This is a genomic window from Pleomorphomonas sp. JP5, assembly GCF_023721815.1.
Lineage (GTDB): Bacteria > Pseudomonadota > Alphaproteobacteria > Rhizobiales > Pleomorphomonadaceae > Pleomorphomonas.
In genome coordinates, this window is record NZ_JAMDLI010000008.1 from 52,769 (window position 1) to 73,303 (window position 20,535).

The window sequence follows — 20,535 nt, forward strand, 5'->3', positions numbered from 1 at the left end:
CAAAGGGGGCTGGGCAGGATCGAAAGTGATGTCGGCTTATCCTCTCGAGATGACCGTCGCCATGTCCCGCCAGGAGCGCGCCGCCGTCGGCTCACCCAGAGCCCTCTCGCGAGCGAACAGGGTGGCCTCTCGCTTGGCGATATAGTCGCGGGTGATCGGCACCACGTCGTTCCGATGCGTGAGCTGGAACTGGTAGACGACAACGTCGAGGAAGCGGAAAGCGGCCTCGCACATGGCGAGATAGCACTCCCACATCCGGCAGAAGCGCTCGTCGTAGAGCGCCAGCGCCTCGTGGCGCCGGGCCATGAAGCGAGCACGCCACTCGCGAAGGGTGTCGGCATAGTGATGTCGCAGCACCTCCACATCCGCCATCATCAGTCCGGACTTCTCGACGGCGGTCACCACCTCCGACAAGGCGGGCAAATGACCGCCGGGGAAGATGTACTTGGTGATCCAGCCGTTGGTGAGACCCGGCGTCGACGTATGGCCGATGGTATGCAGCATGAACACGCCGTCGTCGGCCAGAAGATCGGCCGCCTTGCGGAAATAGGTGTCGTAGTTCTGGGGGCCGACGTGCTCGAACATGCCGACCGAAATGATACGGTCAAAGGTTCCGCGCGTGCTGCGGTAATCTTCGAGCTCGAACTTCACATGGCCGTACCCCTTGTCGTCGGCGCGCTTTCTGGCGATCACCAGTTGCTCGTCAGATAGCGTGACGCCCTTGACGTTGCCAGCCTGCCCGACCTCGGCAAGGTAGAGCCCGAGCCCGCCCCAGCCGGAGCCGATATCGAGGACACTCATGCCCGGATCGATCAGCAGTTTGGCGGCAAGATGCCGGCACTTGGCGCGCTGGGCCTCCTCGAGCGTCATGTCCGGGGCGGCATAGTAGGCGCAGGAATACTGGCGATCGGTGTCCAGGAAGAGATCATAGAAGGCCGCGTTGAGGTCGTAGTGATGAACGACATTGCGACGCGACCGCAGAAGCGTGTTGCGCCCGACCAGCAGGTGCCTGATCTTGCGAGCCATCAGGAACAGCTTCCGACCGGTGAACTGCCGCATGCCCACGCCATGCTGAAGCAGCAGTTCGAGAAGTTCGTAGAGCGTGCCTTCGACGACGTCCAGCCGACCGTCCATATAGAGCTCGCCGAACCGGACCTCCGGGTCGCGGATCAACTCCGCGGCGACCTTTCGATCGGCGACGCGAACCAAGACACGCTTGCCGCTGCCATCGCCGAAAGTCCAGCGGGTTCCATTGTAGAGTTCAACTTCAAACGAACCCCGCGTCACCAGCTTATTCAGCAGGCCGCGGAGAATATTTTCCGCCCAGACCATCGCATGGTCCCCCACCTACGCTATCGCGGCGGCATCGGTTCTGCGGTCTTCAACAAGGCCGAAATCGTAAACGTCCGATGGCGCCAACTGAAACTGCAACCGAGGCCGTAGAGGATCGTCGCCAATGAAATGAAGTCCGGTCCGGAGCCGGGTCCGCCAGAGGCGGACGGCGGCCCCTATCGGCGGCCCATTCATAAATATGACTGAAACCCAAAAAGGTTCCAGGAAAATCCAGGGATTGAGCCGGAGACGGCGATCACGACTGCGAGAGCTCTCTATCCGGTCCATCAGATGTCTGCCAGGCGAGTTCTCGCGAGAGGCCTGTCACTGCTCTTGCCCCTTCCGCCCGGCGACCTCCACACGCGCCGTTTCGGTCGGAACCGGCAAACCACGTTCGACGAACAGACGGACCACGCCGGCAGGGATCGGGCGGCAGCCGCAGTTTGCAGCATGTCCTGCATGCCAAGCCATGCGCTGCTCCGGCTTGGGATTTTTCGGCATGGGATTCGCCTCATGCCACGCGCGATTGAGTATGCTCACAACCTGCCCCACTCCCGACCTTCCCTGTCTACTCCCAACGAGACGACAGAAGATGTCAGCAAGGCTTCCATCTGGAATTGGGCGTAGCGCCCAAAAAAGAACGGCCCCCGTTTGCCGGGGGCCGTCCTTCATGTCGTCAGAAAAGTCTCGAACTTACCGGAAACCGGTCAGCCCTTGATTTCCCACACGTCGGCCGTGCGCTCGAGGCGGGCCGTGAACAGCTGACGCTCAAGCTCCACTTCCTTGGGGAGACGATCCCCAAACTGAGCGAAGTACTTGCCCTGATCCTCGGCCTCGGCCAACGCCTTGGCCTTGGTGACCTTCAGGATGGCATCATACTTGGCCTTGGAGAAGTCGATGCCCTCCATGTTGAGGTCATCATAACGCGGCACCAGACCGTAGGGGCACTCGACGGCGTCGGCTTCACCATTGACGCGACCAACGATCCACTCGAGAGCTCGCATGTTCTCGCCGTAGCCCGGCCAAATGAACTTGCCGTTGTCGTCCTTGCGGAACCAGTTGACGCGGAAGAAGCCCGGCGCCTTCGGCAGGTTGCGACCCATGTCGAGCCAGTGCGCCCAATAGTCGCCCATGTTGTAGCCGCAGAAGGGCAGCATGGCGAAGGGATCGCGACGCATGCCGGTACCCTCGGCAGCGGCCGTCTGCTCGGAGCCCATGGTGGCGGCAAGATAGACGCCGTGGCTCCAGCTGAACGACTGCATGACCAGCGGGAAGGCGGTGGCAACGCGGCCGCCAACGATGAAGGCCGAGATCGGAACACCGGCGGGGTTCTCCCAGTCCGGGTCGATCGACGGAACCTGGCTCGCCGGAGCGGTGAAGCGGCTGTTCGGATGAGCAGCCGGGCGGCCGCAATCCGGGGTCCAGTCCTTACCCGTCCAGTCGATCAGGTGCGCAGGCGCCTCGTCGGTCATGCCTTCCCACCACACGTCGCCATCGTCGGTCAGGGCGACGTTGGTGAAGATGCAGTTGGCGTGCAGGGTGCGCAGCGCGTTCGGGTTCGACACTTCGTTGGTGCCGGGAGCAACGCCGAACAGGCCGTTCTCGGGGTTGATGGCGCGCAGTTCGCCATCGGCGTTCGGCTTCACCCAGGCGATATCGTCGCCAATGGTGGTGATTTCCCAGCCCGCGTAGGCCTTGGGCGGGATGATCATGGCGAAGTTGGTCTTGCCGCAGGCCGACGGGAAGGCGGCCGCGACGTAGGACTTCTCGCCCTTGGGGTTCTTGACGCCGAGGATGAGCATGTGCTCGGCCAGCCAGCCCTCGTCGCGGGCCATGACCGAAGCGATGCGGAGCGCCAGACACTTCTTGCCGAGCAGCGCGTTACCGCCGTAGCCCGAACCGAACGACATGATCTCGCGGGTGTCGGGGAAGTGGACGATATACTTGGTGTCGTTGCAGGGCCAGGCGACGTCCTTCTGGCCGGCTTCGAGCGGAGCGCCGACAGAGTGGATGCAGGGCACGAACTCGTCGTTGCCGAGCACGTCGAGCACCTTGGTACCCATGCGGGTCATGATGCGCATGTGGACGGCGACATAGGCGCTATCGGTCAGCTCGACGCCGATCTGAGCGATCTTCGAGCCGAGCGGTCCCATGGAGAAGGGGATCACGTACATCGTGCGGCCCTTCATGCAGCCCTTGAACAGGCCCATCATGGTGGCGCGCATTTCGGTCGGGTCAGCCCAGTTGTTGGTCGGGCCGGCTTCTTCCTTGGTCTTGGCGCAGATGAAGGTGCGGCTCTCGACGCGGGCAACGTCCGACGGATTGGAACGGGCGAGGAAGCTGTTCGGACGCTTCTTGTCGTTCAGACGGGTGAAGGTGCCGCCGTCGACCAGCTCCTGGCAGAGACGATCATATTCTTCCTGCGAACCATCGCACCAGTAGATGCGGTCCGGGGTCGTCAGCTTGGCGACTTCTTCGACCCAGGCAATCAGCTTGGCATTCTTGGTAGGAGCTTGTGACATCAGCTTTCTCCGATGGACATATCGCCGCCCGTTCCGGTCTCATTTGCGTAGAGAGGACTTATGAGACGATGCGCCGATAGGGGTGGGTAAGGTTCGCAGCCTGAAGAAAGAGACGTCCGCCGTGGCGACTACACCACAAAAGAGCAGCATCGGGAACCTCACGGCCCCATCAGACAACCCCATGACGATCAACTCTCCTACCAGTCTCTCCAACGCCCGGCACCCATAACCGAGCGGCCCGGATTAGCGTTCCTGAAAAAGACAATACCGACTGAAGTATGAGGGATCAATCGTTGTAAGACCGTACGAGACCACAGAAACAATCGACGAAATATGCGAACACACAGGGAACAAATGGCACGATACGGGCCGGTCAACTGATCATTTCGGCTAATTTCCGGGCTTTTTCCTGCCCCAAACGATCCGGTTACCGGTTTCGCCCAAAGTTCTACGTGCCACTACGTATTAAATACGTATTTTGTACTAAGTTTTTCAAATATCGATCCGCAAGCGGCATCAGAGTCGGGCCTTCACTTCGAGAATGGCCGGATCGACGGCATTCAATCGATTATGATTCCCCTACCGGCGCCCCCGGGCGAGGCTAGACCGCCCCTGCCCCACCCTCCGCCGAAGCAAGTGCGATGCGCCGGTCGATGGAGATGGCCTCAAGAAAAGACTCATCGTGGCTCACAACCAGAAGTGATCCATCATAGGCCCGAAGACCGGCCTCCACGGTTTCGATCGACTCGACGTCGAGGTGGTTGGTCGGCTCGTCAAGAATAAGGAGTTGCGGCGGGCGCGCGCGGCCGAGCACGCAGGCCAGCCCCGCCCTGAGGCGTTCGCCCCCCGACAGGCTACCGACCGTTCTGAGCGCGGCATCGGCACGAAACTTGAACCTGGCGAGACTCGCCCGGCAGGCTTGCTCGCTGGCGCCGGGATCCAGGCGGCGATAGTTGTCGCGGATCGTTTCTGCCTCATCGAGAAGCGAGACGCGCTGATCGAGAAAAGCGAAGTCGACGCGCATGTCCACCACCCCAGAGAGCGGCGGACGATCGCCAATGATCGTCCTCAACAGAGTGGACTTTCCCGATCCGTTCGGTCCGGTGACCGCGACACGCTCCGGTCCTCGGATTTCGAGCGACAGGGCATGCACGAGCACCCTGTCGCCATGGCCGGCCGAGACCGCGTCCAGCTTCAGTACGAGGCGATCGTCGACGAGGCCCGACGGAGGCAGACTGACCGAGAAGGGAACGAGAACCTCCAACTTGCCGCGTGCCTCCTCCAGGGCGGAGGCCGCCGCGGCCATGCGCCGCTCCCCAAGACGAGCGTCGGCGGCGCGCGTTTCTTCCGCCTTGCGTTCCAGACCACCGGCCACGATCTTGGGCATGTCGCCTTTCGCGGCCTTGCGCCCCCCGACCCCGGCCCGTCGCGCCTGCTTCTCAGCCTGGACCTGGGCCGCCTGCCGTTCGCCGACAAGCCGCCTCTCCGCATCGTCGTAATCGTGCCGCGCCGCGGCGAGTTCGAGAGCCTTGCGCTCTCGATAGGCGCTCCAGCCGCCCCCATACCGGCTGGCACCAAGCGAGGTGAGCTCGACGATGCTGTCCATGGTCTCCAACAGCTCGCGATCATGGCTGATCACCATCGAACCACCACGCCAACCGGCCAGAAGGTCGATCACCGCCCTTCGCCCCTCGCGATCGAGATTGTTGGTGGGCTCGTCGAGCAGCAGCATGTCCGGCTCATCGAACGTCAGCGCCGCCAGGGCGACCCGTGTCGCCTCGCCACCGGACAATGCGTTGAGCAGCGTACCCGGCCGAATATCGAGACCAAGCCGAGAAAGCGCAGCCTCCAGGCGTACTGGAAGCGTCCAATCGGCATCAGCCAACTCGACAAGGCTTGCCTCGCCCGCCTCGGCGCGGTCGAGCAGCGCCATACCCTCGGTCACTCCGAACAGGTCGGCGACGGTCATCTCCGGAGGCGGCGCCACGATCTGCCGCAGCATGGCGAGCCGTCCGCCAACGGCGATAGTGCCCGAGCGAGGCGCCAGTTCGCCGGCAATCAGGCGGAAAAGCGTCGACTTTCCAACGCCGTTGCGTCCGACGAGACCGGTACGCTCGGCGTTGAAGACGATGCTGAGGTTGTCGAATAGAGGGCGGCCGTCAGGCGTAGAATAGCTGAGACCGGAAAGCGTGATGGAAGCGGGCATGAATGAGAGTCCTGATGGCAGGGAAAACGAGATCTGCGATCAGGCTGTCATTCATTGTGGTCATTCCATGTTGCGCAGGCGTTGCTGCTTGAACGGCGGGGTATAGGCCGCTCAACCTTGGCAGGCAAGAGTGTGGCCAAGGAAAATCCGCATCTTTTTACCTTTCGTCAACCAAGGTCGCAGTCTCCGTCTCCTGCTCAAGGTGTGATTTTAGCGCCTCGACGAACAATCGCGCTTTCGGCGGCACCAATCGCGCCGTCGGATAAACAGCCCAGATACCGAGTCCTTCCGGCTCGCCGTCGTCGAGCGGCAAGGGAACCAGACGACCGGCGGCGACATCGGAGGCGGCGTTCCATTCGGCAAGAAGCGTAACCCCCACTCCTCGCAGACAAGCCTCGTGAAGGGCTTCGATGGAGTTGCTCGAATAGCGCCCCGAAACGCGCAACCGTCGCATTTTGTCGCCGACGGCGAATGCCCAATGAGTTGCGCCGGAAAGGACCAGACATTGGTGCCCTTCGAGATCGGCAAGCCGACGCGGCGTTCCGGCCGACGCCAGGTAGCCGGGCGAGGCGTATAGGCGGCGCGGGCTGTCGGCGAGGCGGCGCGCAATCAGCGAGCTGTCGCGCAAGGGCGCGATGCGGATGGCAACGTCCATGCCGGCGGCCACGATGTCGACCAGATCGTCGGTGAGCAACAAGTCGACGCGCAGATCCGGATTGGCGATGAGAAACGCCGGCATCATCGCACCGATCACCTTTCGACCGAAGGGTTCGGATGCCGTGAGGCGCAACAGGCCGGCAATGCCCGAAGCCGACGGCCGCAGCGCGGCGCGCGCACTGGCGGCATCCTCGACCATCGCCTCCGCGTACGGCAGGAAGGCTTCCCCCTCGACGGTGAGAGCCAGCGCCCGCGTCGTTCGGTGAACCAATCGAACGCCCAGTTCGGCCTCCAGGGCAGCGAGACGACGAGAGGCGGCCATGGGGACCACACCGAGCTCGCGCGCGGCCGCGGCCAGACTTCCGGTTCGCGTGGCCTCGACGAAAACGGCAACGCAATCAATATTCATTATAACGACATCCGTTATGCGGGCCTAACTTGCGACCGCACTATACGCCAACTCGTTATGGTCTGTACTATGTGTCCATGATCGACCGTCGCAAAGAGCCGCCGCGCGGCATGGAGCCCAACGTGACCACGCAAGCCGCCGAAGGCACACCCCCCGCCCTATCCCGCGGCCTCACACTGGCGATGGCCGCCGCCGCCGGCCTTGCCGTCGCCAATATCTACTATAATCAACCGCTTCTCGGCGTGATGCAGAGTGACCTCGGCAGTCCGCTCACCGCCTACATCCCGACTGCCACCCAACTCGGTTACGCAGCCGGTCTGTTCCTGATGGTGCCGCTCGGCGACATCATGGAGCGTCGAGCGCTGATCGTCGCGCAGTTCCTCATGCTGGCGGTATCGCTTGCAGCCACGGCGTTGGCTCCGGGAGCTGCGACAATGCTGGCCGCCTCCTTCGCCGTCGGCCTTGCCGCCACGGTCGCTCAGCAAGTGGTGCCCCTCGCCGCCCACCTGGCGCCACCGGAGCGCCGAGGAGCCACGGTCGGAACGGTGATGGCCGGCCTGTTCGCCGGCATCCTGCTGAGCCGGACGGTCGCCGGCTTCGTCGGCGAGCACACCGGCTGGAGAACCATGTTCTGGCTTGGCGTTCCAGTTGCCTTGGGCGCCGCGCTCTGGATGGGGCTCCGTCTGCCGAGAAGTCATCCCGGCAGCGGACTAGGATACGGTCGCCTGATGGCCTCGCTCATCCACCTTTTCCGCGAGTTCAGCGAGCTGCGTCTGGCTGCGATCACGCAGGCGCTGCTGTTCGCAGCCTTCTCCGCCTTCTGGACGGTTCTCGCGCTTCGCCTCGAAGACCCACGCTTCGGCCTCGGCGCCGATGTGGCCGGTCTCTTCGGCGTCGTCGGGCTCGTCGGCATTCTCGCGGCACCCTTGGCGGGGCGGATCGCCGACCGACGCGGTCCGCACGGGGTCATTGCGCTCGGCGCGGCCCTGACGCTCCTGGCCTGGGCCGTCTTCGGCCTCTGGTCGTCGATCGTCGGCCTTGTCGTCGGTGTCGTGGTGCTCGACTTCGCGGTCCAGAGCGCCCTGATCTCCAACCAACACATCATCTACGCGCTCCGCCCGGAGGCACGAGCCCGCATCAACACGCTGTTCATGGGGCTCATGTTCATTGGGGGCGCGATCGGTTCTGCTCTCGCCGGAGCAGCCTGGCCGCACGGCGGTTGGCCGGCGGTGGCAGCGCTTGGGGCGGCGTTCGGGCTCATCGCCACCGTGCTGCAGATCGGAAGCCTCATCCAGCGAAGCGCCAGATGAGGCGAAGGCTTCAAAGTCGGGCCACGCCGCGCCGACGCAGGAGATCGATGACACGTTGCGGCGTCTTGAAGCATGCGATGCCAAGGCGCTGCTGCTCCATGATCAGCTCCAGCATCATGAAGCGGCCAGGTGCGTTGTCCGGCGGTGGCTGGACACGGAACCCACGGACCGACGCCAGACCGACATAAGTCTTGCGATAGGCGTAGTGCGCGAAGAACCGCCGTCGCATCGGCGCGTCACGATCGACGATGACCAGCTCGCTTCCCGACAGAAGGATCAGCAGACCGGTGGTGACGCGTCGACGGTTCTGGGCGTTGCGACAGGACCTGCCGGGCGGTTCGAAGTGGATCGGAAGCATGAACTGGCCGCCCTGGCGCTCCTCGGCCAGCATGGCGTTGAAGAAGAAATCCTCGAACTCCTCGGCCTCGTTGGCCAAAACCGGACCAAAGTCATCCGGCACCATGAGCTGCTGACGAATGAAGCCGACAACGCGGCTCATCAGATCGGCGGAGACGGAGTTGTAGCTCACCGTCAGTGCATCGCCCTCCTTGAGCAACAGCACGAACTCGGAACGCAGAAGATTGCTCACCGTCCGCACGGCGGCCACCTCGTCCCACCCCAGATATCGCTGGGTAAAGCCTTCGGCTCCGTCGGTGGCCGTCAACGACGTGAAACCGTCGTCATCCATCGCAAAGACGGCCCCGTAAAGATCAGCGCCGGGAAACGCGTCGCGCCGATCGATCGAGCGTGGGATCTTGATCAAGTAATTGGCGTGCTTCAGCCCCTCGTAGGCCGATCGAAATCGAGGAGGCATTTCGGCCTCCGATCCGACCCGCAAGAGCCAGGGACCGAAGGCGTCGTACTCCCGAAGGTCCTCGGCATCGGCGCCAACCCGGCTCCAGGCCGGGCGCTGCGGCGAACGTCCTCTAAAAAGTCCGAACACCCTTGCTCCCCCTTGCTGCTCGCATGCAGCCATTGATACGACGCCAACCTCCCGTCGTGGTCATCAGAGGCGGCGATACCTCAGGGCCAATCGACCCGCAGCCTGGACTCGGTCGACGAACGCTCCCCGATGATCGAGCGCGGGACACGTACGGCCCGGATCCGTTTCAGGATCGCCTTGGGTCGATGATCGCCGCCTTCGACTTCCGATTGTCAGGCTCGAAGAAGCCTACCACCACGCTCCCTCGGTTTTGAAGCGACACTTTCGCCCTCCCCGCTCCGTCTGGGTCGCGGTTCCCGATTGCTATCTCTGCCAACGTTTCAAATCCACAAAAATCAGCCGGAGAGCAAACCGGGCTCATCGCGCTCGCGAAAGCGGGGCCAAGCGACCGTCCCTATCTGCCTGAAAGCGCTTTAAATCGGGGCAACCCTGCCGGAAAAATCCACTTTCCCTAAGTACAAACCCAAGGTGAGCTTGCATCTGACCCAGAAATAGGCCTAGACCTTTAGTCGTATCGTTTTCGTTGGCATCGCCAAAGAATGCCGCGTTTTCAACGAAGCCATGACAGGAGACCGCCGACCTTCCGAAACGACCCCTTGGACATAAGTCGACGTTGCGTCTATTGCTCAACGCACGCTCCTGTGCTACCCCATGGAAACGCTTCCACCACATGTTTGCTCACATGCGCCCGACGATCAAGGACATAGCAGAGAGAGCTGGGGTTGGCCTCGGCACCGTCTCACGGGTGCTGAATGACCATCCGCGCGTTTCCGAAACGACGCGCGCCAAAGTCATGGGCGCGGTTCGCGACCTTAACTATGTCCCTAATCTGGCGGCGCGTGGCCTTTCGATGGGCAAGACGCAAAGCATCGCCGTCATCGCTCCTTTCTTTACGCGTTCGGTGTTCGTCGAACGTCTCCACGGCATTGAGGAAACGACTTCGGCAAACGGTTATGACGTCGTGATCTACAATGTCGACGCAGTCGAGAAGCGGGATCGCTATTTCCGGACCGTCCCGGATCCGCGCCGCGTTGATGGAGTGATCGTCATCTCTTTGCCGCCAACGCCGCCGGATGTTGCGCGCTTTCAGCGATCGACCGTTCCGGTTGTGTTCGTCGATGTCGGCAATCCGATTTGCGAGCCGTTCGATCGTATCGTTATCAACGACGTTGCCGGCGGACGGAAGGCTACCCGCCACCTTATCGATCTCGGACATCGCCGGATCGGCTATATTGGTGACATCCCTCAAGCCGGCTTCAACTTCACCGCAGGCGAGGACCGCTTCGAAGGCTACCGGCGCGCATTGATCGAGGCGACCATCGAAGTCCGGCCCGAATATCATCTCGATGGCCGTTTCGGTCGTGAGGTGGCGAGGGACCTCGCCACTCGGCTGCTTGGCCTCAGCGAGCCGCCGACGGCGATCTTCGCCTCGAACGACACCCAGGCCCTGGGCGTGCTGGAGGCGGCACGCGACCTGGGGCTCGATGTCCCCGGCGATCTGTCGGTGATCGGCTATGACGACATTGAAATGGCCGACTATCTGGGGCTGACGACCGTTCGCCAGCTTCTCTTCGAATCCGGGCGTCGCAGCGTCGAAGCCCTTCTCAGGCGAATTGAGGAGCCGGAGAAGGGGCCGTCATGCGACACACTGCCCGTCGAGCTCATCGTGCGTCGGACGACTGCTCCGCCACGCTGATGACGCCGCCGCTTTCCGTCGAGGGGGAGGCGTCAAGGTCGCGCAGGTTGCGCGATTGTACTTTAGGAAGACCCGATTTGGGAGGTTTGTATGAAACTGAAATCGCTTAATGCCTGCCTGATGGCGTCGGCTTTCGCCGCTTTCGCCGCTGTCACGGCCGCCGCGGCTGCCGACAATGTCCCGCCCGAGCTGGCCGACGCCTTCGCCGGCAAGTTCAAGGGCGCCAAGGTCACCGCTTTCGGCCCCTTCACGGCCGGTGACGAAGTGCGCTTCAACGACACCATCAAGGCGTTCGAGGAAGCCACCGGCATCGACATTCAGTACGAAGGTTCGAAGCAGTTCGAAGCGACGATCGCCACGCGGTCCGACGCCGGCAACCCGCCCGACATCGCCGACTTCCCGCAGCCCGGCCTGCTCGCCAACTTCGCCAAGGCCGGCAAGCTGGTCGACCTTTCCGGCAACAAGGACTACTTCCTGCAGCAGTACATCCCGAGCTGGGTGGACATGGCGACCAAGGAAGGCAAGGACGGCAAGCCCGGCATTTACGGCGTGTGGGAGCGCGTGAACGTCAAGAGCCTGGTTTGGTATCCGAAGAAGGCCTTCGACGACGCCGGCTACAAGGTGCCGACGACGTGGGCGGAGCTCGAGGCCCTTCAGGACCAGATCGTCGCCGATGGCGATACGCCTTGGTGCGTGGGCATCGAGTCCGGCGCCGCCACGGGCTGGCCGGCGACCGACTGGCTCGAGGAGTTCATGCTCCGCACGACCTCGCTCGAGAATTACGACAAGTGGACCGAAGGCAAGCTGCCCTTCGCCTCGCCCGAGGTGAAGCATGCCGCCGAGACCCTCGGCAAGATCTGGCTCGACGAGAAGTACGTCTACGGTGGCCGCAAGGGCATCGTGTCGACCAGCTTCGGTGACTCGCCGGTGAACATGTTCACCGACCCGCCGAAGTGCTGGCTGCACAAGCAGGGCAACTTCATCACCGCCTTCTTCCCGGAGAAGGCCAAGGCCGGTGTGGACTACTCGTTCTTCTACCTGCCGGGTATCGATGAAGCCTATGGCAAGCCGGTCCTCGTCGGTGGCGACATCTGGGGCGCCTTCAACGACCGTCCGGAAGTCAAGGCCGTCATGCAGTACTTCGCCAAGGCCGAGCATCTGAAGGCCTGGCTCGCCGTCGGCGGCGCCATCGCCCCGCAGAAGGACGCCGATCTGGCCTGGTACGAAAACGAAGTCGACAAGGGCGTCGCCGCCATCCTGGCCGGAGCCACCGCTGTCCGCTTCGACGGTTCGGACCTGATGCCGGGTGAAGTCGGCGCCGGTTCGTTCTGGAAGCAGATGACCGCCTGGGTGTCCGGGACCACCGACCTCGACACCGCCCTCAAGGACATCGACGCTTCCTGGCCGAAGAAGTAAGTCCTCGACTTAATCCGACTGGTCAACGTGGTTGACTTTCGGTTAAGACTTACGACAAGCGAGCCCCCGCTTCAGAAGAGTGGGGGCCGCGAACTGAAAAGGCGGGCCGGAACATGTCGATGCTTGTAGAAAGCGTCTTCCTCCAGACCGACCTTTCACGCGGATCCAACGGGACGAAGCACCGCTTCCCGCCCGAACGGCACTGGCTCGAAGCCGGATGCTTGATGAGGATCCGCCAATCGGGTCGACGCCGGGTCGGGAAGGCTCGGTCGAAGCACCCGGTTTTTTCAAACGCCGCTGTGCATATGAAAGAGCCGGCCGTCACGGGGTCGCGCTCCGGGGGACAGACATGACGCTTCTCAATCCCGACGCGGATGACCACTCCGCCGAACTTGCGCGCGCCCGTCGACGGCGAAATCGCGCGATCCTCACCCTTCTGAGCGGCATTGTCGCAGCGCTCGTGCTGTTCGAGGGCTTCTTCATCCTGCGCGACAGCCAGGCACCGAAGCTGGTCACCGCCCTGTTCGCCATGGTCTGGGGCGGAGGCGGCACGGCGATCCTCTATCTGATCGTCAACCAGTTGATCGAGTTCACCTCGTCGAAGTGGCAGAAGCGCCTCACCCCGTTCCTGTTCGTTCTGCCGGCGATTGCCTTCGTGGTCTATTTCCTGGCTCTGCCGGCCATCCGAACCTTCATCGCCAGCCTGTTCGATCGTGACGGTTCCAGCTTCGTTGGCCTCGCCAACTACATAACGGTATTCACCGAACCGTTCATGCTGGTCACCTTCCGCAACAACGTATTGTGGATCGTGTTCGGAGCCAGCTTCACCATCATCTTCGGCCTGCTCGTCGCAGCGCTCGCCGACCGCAGCAAGTTCGAGAACCTTGCCAAGGCCATCATCTTCATGCCGATGGCCATTTCGCTCGTCGGCGCCGGCGTCATCTGGAAATTCATCTACGCCGTTCGCGATCCCAGCGACGTTCAGATCGGCCTGCTCAATGCCATCGTCGTCGCCCTTGGCGGCGAACCGCAAGCCTGGGTCGCCATGCTGCAGCCCTGGAACAACCTGTTCCTGATCGTCATCGTCGTCTGGATGCAGACCGGTTACGCCATGGTGCTGTTCTCGGCCGCCATCAAGTCGGTGCCGACCGACATCATCGAAGCGGCCCGCGTCGACGGCGCCGGCGAGTTCAAGATCTTCTTCTCGATCATCATTCCGTCGATCATGGGCACCGTCGTCACGGTGTCGGCCACGGTCATCATCTTCACGCTGAAGATCTTCGACGTGGTTCTCGTGATGACCGGCGGCCAGTTCGGCACCGACGTCATCGCCACCCAGTTCTACAACCAGTATTTCGTCAACCGGAACGCCGGTCTGGGCTCGGCCATCGCCATCGTTCTGCTTCTGACCGTCATTCCGGTGATGGTCTACAACCTGCGCCAGTTCAACAAGAGGGAGACCCTGTGATGGCCAAGTCAAAGGGCAACCCCTTCCCCCGCGTCTTCGTCAACACCACGCTGGTGATCATCTGCCTTCTGTGGCTGATCCCGACGCTCGGCCTGTTCGTTTCGTCCTTCCGCCCGCGCGACGACATCATGTCGTCGGGCTGGTGGACGGTCCTGCCGCACCGCGTGTGGGTGACCACCGAGCAGTTCAAGCCCGACCCCTCCATCGATCGCAATGGCGTCATGACCTTCGAGGGCGCCACCGGCACCTTCGAGGAGTTGCGCCAGGGCGTGGAGTCCTCCGACGGCAAGCGTGTCATCTGGATAGGCAACAAGCGCGCCGGCACCATTCAGGTTCAGGAGCAGAAGTGGAGCGGCCTGCCCGCCACCACGTTGCAGAACTATCATGACGTGCTGGCCGGCAAGGACGTGACCATCTCTGGCAACGCCGAGGAGGCCGCCCGAAAGGGCGAGGACATGTCCGACGCCTTCATCAACTCGATGGCCGTCACGTTCCCCGCCGTGGTCATCCCCATCCTGATGGCCGCCTTCGCCGCCTATGGCTTCGCGTGGATGCGCTTCCCCGGCCGCAAGCTGGTGTTCGCGCTGATGGTGGCGCTTCTCGTGGTACCCTTGCAGATCGCGCTGGTTCCGGTGCTCAGCGACTACGTTCACCTGAAGCTCAACGGCACCTACATGTCGGTCTGGCTGGCCCATACCGGCTTTGGCCTGCCGCTCGCGGTGTTCCTGCTCTACAACTACATATCGACGTTACCGCGCGAGATCATGGAGGCGGCCATCGTCGATGGCGCGTCGCACTTCAAGATCTTCTGGCGGCTGGTCCTGCCTCTGTCAACGCCAGCCCTCGCCTCCTTCGCCATCTTCCAGTTCCTCTGGGTCTGGAACGACTATCTGGTCGCGTTGATCTTCATCGGCAACGTGCCGGGCGTGCAGGTTCTGACCATGCGGCTTGCCGACATGGTGGGCTCGCGCGGTTCCGACTGGCATCTGCTCACCGCCGGCGGCTTCATATCGATGCTCTTGCCGCTGATCGTCTTCTTCTCGCTCCAGCGCTACTTCGTCCGCGGCCTTACGGCCGGCTCGGTGAAGTGAGCGACTGAACAAAGGACACCAACCCCGTGCGTGCGGTTCCGGGAAAGCGGAACCCGCCGGGCCTCAGGAAACAAGGGAGTAGGTTATGGCGAGCCTCACGATGCGCAATGTGCGCAAGAGCTTTGGGCGGGTCGAGATCATCAAGGGCGTCGACATGGACATCGGTGACGGCGAGTTCGTCGTCTTCGTCGGTCCGTCCGGCTGCGGCAAGTCGACATTGCTGCGCATGGTCGCCGGTCTCGAGGAGATCACCTCCGGCGAGATCTTGATCGACGACAAGCTGTGCAACGATATCGCCCCCAAGGACCGCGGCATCGCCATGGTGTTCCAGTCCTACGCGCTCTATCCGCACAAGTCGGTCTACGCCAACATGGCTTTCGCCCTGGAGATCGCCGGTTTCTCCAAGACCGAGATCGCCGAGAAGGTCGACAAGGCCGCCAAGATCCTCCACATCGAGCATCTTCTGGACCGCAAGCCCGGCCAGCTCTCCGGCGGTCAGCGCCAGCGCGTCGCCATCGGCCGCGCCATCGTTCGCGAACCGAAGATCTTCCTGTTCGATGAGCCGCTCTCCAACCTTGACGCCGCACTGCGCGTCTCGACCCGCGCCGAGATCGCCAAGCTGCACGAGGACCTCGGCTCGACCATGGTCTACGTGACCCACGATCAGGTCGAGGCCATGACGCTGGCCGACAAGATCGTCGTGCTGGAGGCCGGCAACGTCCGCCAGGTCGGCGCGCCGCTCGAACTCTACCATCGGCCGCAGAACCTGTTCGTCGCCGGCTTCATCGGCTCGCCCAAGATGAACTTCTTGAAGGTGAAGGCCAGTGCGGTCGATGCCGACGGCATCACGGTGGCTGGTGACGGCGTTCCGACGCTCAAGGTGGCGGTGACTTCCACCGGCGCCACCGTCGGCGAGGACCTCACTCTCGGCATTCGCCCCGAGCACATCAAGCTCGGCACAGAAGGCGGCCTGCCAGTCACGGTGACCTTCGTCGAACGCCTTGGCCACCAGACCATCGTCCAGGCCCATCGCGGCGACGACGAGACCTCGCTGATCGCCGTGCTCGACGGAGACGTTCCGGTCAAGGCCGGCGAGCAGCGCCAGTTCCTCTTCTCCGGGACCGACTGCCACTTGTTCAACGCACAGGGCAACGCCTACCCGCGCGGCTTCGTGCCCGAATGACCTCGCGGACCGTCGCCAACGGCGGCGGCCATGCCAAACAGATCACTTCCGGGACGTCCCGGAAGTGATTTTCGTTTCTCCTCCGGGGATCTCGCCATCGACCGATCCGGTCCGTATCGCGCGCCGAAGCCCCGGCAATCCAAAACAACGCCGGACGGCTCCCTGGGAGACATGACCGTGAAGAACCAAGTCCAGCTCATCACCTATGTCGACCGGCTGACCGCCGGTGGCTTTTCCGACCTCAAGGCGCTGGTCGACGGGCCCCTCAAGGGCGTCATCGGCGGCGTCCATCCCCTGCCCTTCTTCGACCCGATCGACGGCGCCGACGCCGGCTTCGACCCGATCGACCATACCCTCGTCGATCCGCGCCTCGGAGACTGGAACGACGTCAAGGCGCTGTCCGCTTCCGTCGACATCATGGCCGACATGATCGTCAATCACGTCTCGGCCGACGCGCCAGCCTTCAAGGACTTTCTGGCCAAGGGCGAAGCGTCCGAGTTCGCCGACATGTTTCTTACCTTCGGCAAGGTGTTCCCCAACGGCGCCACCGAGGACGACCTCATCGCCATCTACCGGCCGCGCCCCGGCTTCCCCTTCAACAAGATGACCTTCGGCGACGGCTCGAAGCGCCTCATCTGGACCACCTTCACGCCGAAGCAGATTGACATCGATGTCTTCTCCAGGCACGGCGCCGCCTATCTCGATGCCATCCTCGCGCGCTTCAAGGAAGGCGGCGTCACGGCCATTCGCCTCGACGCCGCCGGCTATGCCGTCAAGAAGCCGGGGACCAGCTCGTTCATGATTCCGGAGACCTACGCCTTCCTCGGCGAGCTGGCCGACAAGGCCAGAGCGCTCGACATGGAGGTGCTGGTCGAGATCCACAGCTACTATCGCGACCAGATCGAGATCGCCAAAAAGGTCGATCGCGTCTATGACTTTGCGCTGCCGCCGCTGGTGCTGCACGCCCTGTTCACCGGCGAGGCCGGGCCGCTCGGCGAGTGGCTGAAGATCTCCCCGCGCAACGCCATCACCGTGCTCGACACCCATGACGGCATCGGCGTCATCGACGTCGGCGCTGCCACCGATGGTCGCCCCGGTCTGCTGGCGCCGGCCGACCTGGACGCGCTGGTCGAGACCATGCACGAGCGCTCCGGCGGAGAGAGCCGGCAGGCCACCGGCGCCGCGGCGTCCAACCTCGATCTCTATCAGGTCAACTGCACCTACTATGACGCACTCGGCAAGCGCGACGGCGAGTATCTGATCGCCCGCGCCCTTCAGTTCTTCGCGCCGGGCATCCCGCAGGTCTACTACGTCGGCCTGCTCGGCGGCGTGAACGACATGGAGCTTCTCCACCGCACCAAGGTCGGCCGGGACATCAACCGCCACTACTACACGCCGGAGGAAGTCACCGCCTCGCTCGAAAGCCCCATGGTGCGCAAGCTCTGCGATCTCGCCCGCTTCCGCAACAGCCACCCGTCCTTCGATGGTGAGTTCACAGTCGAGCTGCCGTCAGCCAACCGCCTGGTGCTGAGCTGGACCAAGGGGAACGAGCAGGCGACGCTCGACGTCGACTTCAAAGCGATGACCGCCACTGTCACCCACAAGGGCGCTGCCGGCAACGGCCAGTTCGCGGTCGGGTAAAACCACGTCGGGCAGCGAAGCTCGAAGTTCCGCGCAGCGGGCGGCCCATCAAGCGGGCCATCCGCTGCGTTTTCGTTCAGGCCTCACTCTCGCTCGCGCCGTTCATCCGGTTGAGATAGCGGTAAATCGTCGTCTGCGAACAGCCGAGCTTGTCGGCGACGTACTTGACCGCACCCTTCATCATGAAGATGCCCTTGGCGTTGAGAATCTCGACCAGGGCCAGCTTGTCGCGGTGGCTCAGTCGATCACCATTGGCTTCACGGGAGCGCAGTTCCTCGTCGAGCAGGTGGTCGGTGAGCTCGGTCAATGAGTTGGGGAAGCTCTCGCTGTTCTCGGTCGGCGGCGGCGTTGCCTGTACGGCCGCCGCTTCCTCATTGTAGGCGAAGTTCGTCTCGACGAAGATGTCGGGGTGGCGCAACTTCAGGATACGATCGGACAGCTCTCGGTAACGGCTGTCGTCGAAGTTGATGCAGAGCATGCCGACAAGGCGCCCCTCCTCGTCCTTGACGAAAAACGTCGACGATCTCAGCAGCTTGGTACCGGCGACGCCGACATAGTTGAGGCGATAGTCCTGCGTCTCGTAAGAGTGATTGATGATCGACTGCAAGGCCACCGAGGTCAGCGGCGCCCCGATCGTGCGTCCGCTGACGTGACCGTTTGCGATGGCGATGATGGACTTGTCGGCGTCGCCGAGATCATGCAGCACCACTTCATAGTCCGGCCCGAGGACAGCCCCCAGAAACTCCGTCAGCTTCATGTAGCGCAAGATCCAACCACCCGGCATCGGCACGCCTCCCTTCCGGACTCCTTGCGACTTTCTCGCCTGACTTGCGGTGGTCGCATCGGTTTTGTCAATCCGGGTTCGCGGCCGGATAGGGCGCGCCGATTCCTCGTACATTTCCTGTAAGTCTCCGCTCACGACGCAATTGTTGGCATGTTTGGGCCAACGAAACGCAACACAATTTCCATCACTCGCGCTAATTGCAAAAATATCCACACATCTGCTCCGAAAAATCAGAGAAAACCCTACCGTAGTGTAAATTAATTGACACTTTTGCCGGGCAATGCCACAAATATGAACACATGAGCACTGGAATCCCGCTCATGTGGAAAAATGTTTGCAGATTCCTAGAGACGCTGTCCGCCAGTCGCTCGCGACGACCGGGGTGCCCAATGGTCTGTAGGAGGTAACGGACAAATGGCTATCAAGTATTTCCCCGAACCATTCCGGATCAAGGTGGTGGAGCCGCTTCGGATGCTGACGGCGGAGGAGCGCGCAGCGAAGATCGCGGCGGCGAAGTACAACCTCTTCAATCTGGCCGGTGAGGATTGCTACATCGATCTGCTCACTGACAGCGGCACCAACGCCATGAGCCAGGAGCAGTGGGCCGGCGTTATGCGCGGCGACGAGGCTTATGCCGGCGCGTCGAGCTATTACAAGCTGCTCGAAGCGGGCAAGGACATCTTCAACTTCGGCTACATCCAGCCCGTGCACCAGGGCCGCGCCGCCGAGAAGGTGCTTTTCCCGCTGCTGCTCGGCAAGGGCAAGTTCGCCATCTCCAACATGTTCTTCGACACGACGCGCGCCCACGTCGAGCTGACCGGCGCTCGTTGCATCGACTGCGTCGTCGCGGCCGCCAAGGATCCGTCGCATCGCGCGCCCTTCAAGGGCAACATGGACGTCGAGAAGCTGAAGAAGACCATCGCCGAGCTGGGCGCCGAGAACATCGGCCTGATCGTCATGACGATCACCAACAACTCGGCCGGCGGTCAGCCGGTGTCGATGCAGAACATGCGCGAGGTGGCCGAGGTTGCCAAGGCCAACGGCATCCTGCTCGACATCGACGCAGCCCGCTACGCCGAGAACGCCTTCTTCGTTCAGCGTGACGAGCCCGGCTATCAGAACAAGTCGATCAAGGACATCATCCGCGAGATGTTCTCCTACGGCGACCTGTTCACCATGTCGGCCAAGAAGGATGCCATCGTCAACATCGGCGGCATGCTCGGCGTCAAGGATGCCAACTCGCCGCTGATCCTGAAGATCAAGGCGAACTGCATCTCCTTCGAGGGCTTCTTCACCTATGGCGGTCTCGCCGGACGTGACCTCGAGGCGCTGGCCATCGGTCTCTACGAAGGTATCGACAACGACTACCTGCGTTACCGTATCGGTCAGATCGAGTATCTCGCCTCCCGTCTCGACGATGCCGGCATCGGCTATCAGTCTCCGGCCGGCGGCCACGGCGTCTTCGTCGACGCTCGCGCGATGTTCCCGCACATTCCTTACAACGAGTACCCGGGCCAGGTCCTGGCCATCGAGCTCTACAAGGAAGCGGGCATCCGGACCTGCGACATCGGTTCCTACATGCTGGGCAATAACCCGGACACGGGCGAGCAGCTCAAGGCCGATTTCGAGTTCACCCGTCTCGCCATTCCGCGCCGGGTCTACACGCAGGCTCACATCGACATCATGGCCGAGGCCCTGATCGAGATCAAGAAACGCGCCCACACCATCAAGCGCGGTTACCGCATCACCTGGGAGCCGCCGATCCTCAGGCACTTCCAGGCCCATCTCGAGCCGATCGCCAACGAGGTCGAGCGGACCAAGAAAGAGGAATACACGGTCGCCGCCCAGTAATGGCGGACTGACCGGACCAATCAGGC

13 protein-coding genes and 1 pseudogene are annotated in these 20,535 nt (G+C 62.7%); 8 read left to right on the forward strand and 6 right to left on the reverse strand.

The genetic code is table 11. From position 1 onward, the window contains the following. Nucleotides 1-36: 36 nt before the first annotated feature. From M4J40_RS11555 to M4J40_RS11570, 4 genes and pseudogenes are all read right to left on the reverse strand, one after another. A complete protein-coding gene (locus M4J40_RS11555) occupies nucleotides 37-1,287 on the reverse strand; it encodes a class I SAM-dependent methyltransferase (protein WP_251754315.1) in 1,251 nt (416 codons plus the stop codon). A 752-nt stretch (nucleotides 1,288-2,039) separates the two neighbouring features. Next, nucleotides 2,040-3,863 (reverse strand): annotated as a pseudogene (locus M4J40_RS11560) (phosphoenolpyruvate carboxykinase (GTP)); the annotation flags it as partial. A 592-nt stretch (nucleotides 3,864-4,455) separates the two neighbouring features. Then, the gene (locus M4J40_RS11565) at nucleotides 4,456-6,060 is read right to left on the reverse strand and encodes an ABC-F family ATP-binding cassette domain-containing protein (protein ID WP_251754317.1); all 1,605 of its coding nucleotides are present in this window, start codon (nucleotides 6,058-6,060) and stop codon (nucleotides 4,456-4,458) included. 157 nt (nucleotides 6,061-6,217) lie between these two features. Further along, entirely contained in the window at nucleotides 6,218-7,126 is a 909-nt protein-coding gene (locus M4J40_RS11570; protein WP_251754318.1) for a LysR family transcriptional regulator, read from the reverse strand. Nucleotides 7,127-7,236: 110 nt separating this feature from the next. Between M4J40_RS11570 and M4J40_RS11575 the strand changes: the two genes are divergently transcribed. Beyond that, nucleotides 7,237-8,436, forward strand: coding sequence for an MFS transporter (locus M4J40_RS11575; protein WP_405030759.1), 1,200 nt, complete (start codon nucleotides 7,237-7,239; stop codon nucleotides 8,434-8,436). 10 nt (nucleotides 8,437-8,446) lie between these two features. Here the strand turns inward: M4J40_RS11575 and M4J40_RS11580 are convergent, their stop codons facing one another. Next, on the reverse strand, nucleotides 8,447-9,250 hold the full coding sequence (locus tag M4J40_RS11580; protein ID WP_251754319.1) for a hypothetical protein: 804 nt from the start codon (nucleotides 9,248-9,250) through the stop codon (nucleotides 8,447-8,449). A 799-nt stretch (nucleotides 9,251-10,049) separates the two neighbouring features. Here M4J40_RS11580 and M4J40_RS11585 point away from each other — a divergent pair. From M4J40_RS11585 to gtfA, 6 genes are all read left to right on the forward strand, one after another. Next, nucleotides 10,050-11,075, forward strand: coding sequence for a LacI family DNA-binding transcriptional regulator (locus tag M4J40_RS11585; RefSeq protein ID WP_251754320.1), 1,026 nt, complete (start codon nucleotides 10,050-10,052; stop codon nucleotides 11,073-11,075). Between the two features lie 90 nt (nucleotides 11,076-11,165). Beyond that, nucleotides 11,166-12,491 (forward strand): ABC transporter substrate-binding protein, encoded by a 1,326-nt coding sequence (locus tag M4J40_RS11590; protein WP_251754321.1) that lies wholly within the window; start codon nucleotides 11,166-11,168, stop codon nucleotides 12,489-12,491. Between the two features lie 349 nt (nucleotides 12,492-12,840). Beyond that, nucleotides 12,841-13,959 carry a carbohydrate ABC transporter permease gene (locus tag M4J40_RS11595; RefSeq protein WP_251754322.1) on the forward strand — a complete coding sequence of 373 codons (1,119 nt, stop codon included), beginning with the start codon at nucleotides 12,841-12,843 and terminating at the stop codon, nucleotides 13,957-13,959. After that, nucleotides 13,959-15,050, forward strand: a complete 1,092-nt coding sequence (locus M4J40_RS11600) for a carbohydrate ABC transporter permease (protein WP_251754323.1) — start codon at nucleotides 13,959-13,961, stop codon at nucleotides 15,048-15,050. The genes M4J40_RS11595 and M4J40_RS11600 overlap by 1 nt, the downstream gene beginning before the upstream one ends. A gap of 85 nt (nucleotides 15,051-15,135) precedes the next feature. Beyond that, nucleotides 15,136-16,233 (forward strand): sn-glycerol-3-phosphate ABC transporter ATP-binding protein UgpC, encoded by a 1,098-nt coding sequence (locus M4J40_RS11605; RefSeq protein ID WP_311134117.1) that lies wholly within the window; start codon nucleotides 15,136-15,138, stop codon nucleotides 16,231-16,233. 177 nt (nucleotides 16,234-16,410) lie between these two features. Continuing rightward, on the forward strand, nucleotides 16,411-17,874 hold the full coding sequence (gene gtfA, locus M4J40_RS11610; RefSeq protein ID WP_251754324.1) for a sucrose phosphorylase: 1,464 nt from the start codon (nucleotides 16,411-16,413) through the stop codon (nucleotides 17,872-17,874). Between the two features lie 76 nt (nucleotides 17,875-17,950). Here gtfA and M4J40_RS11615 read toward each other — a convergent pair whose 3' ends face one another. Next, the gene (locus M4J40_RS11615; protein WP_251754325.1) at nucleotides 17,951-18,658 is read right to left on the reverse strand and encodes a transcriptional regulator; all 708 of its coding nucleotides are present in this window, start codon (nucleotides 18,656-18,658) and stop codon (nucleotides 17,951-17,953) included. A gap of 414 nt (nucleotides 18,659-19,072) precedes the next feature. Between M4J40_RS11615 and M4J40_RS11620 the strand changes: the two genes are divergently transcribed. Then, entirely contained in the window at nucleotides 19,073-20,509 is a 1,437-nt protein-coding gene (locus M4J40_RS11620) for a tryptophanase (RefSeq protein WP_251754326.1), read from the forward strand. Nucleotides 20,510-20,535 lie beyond the last annotated feature (26 nt).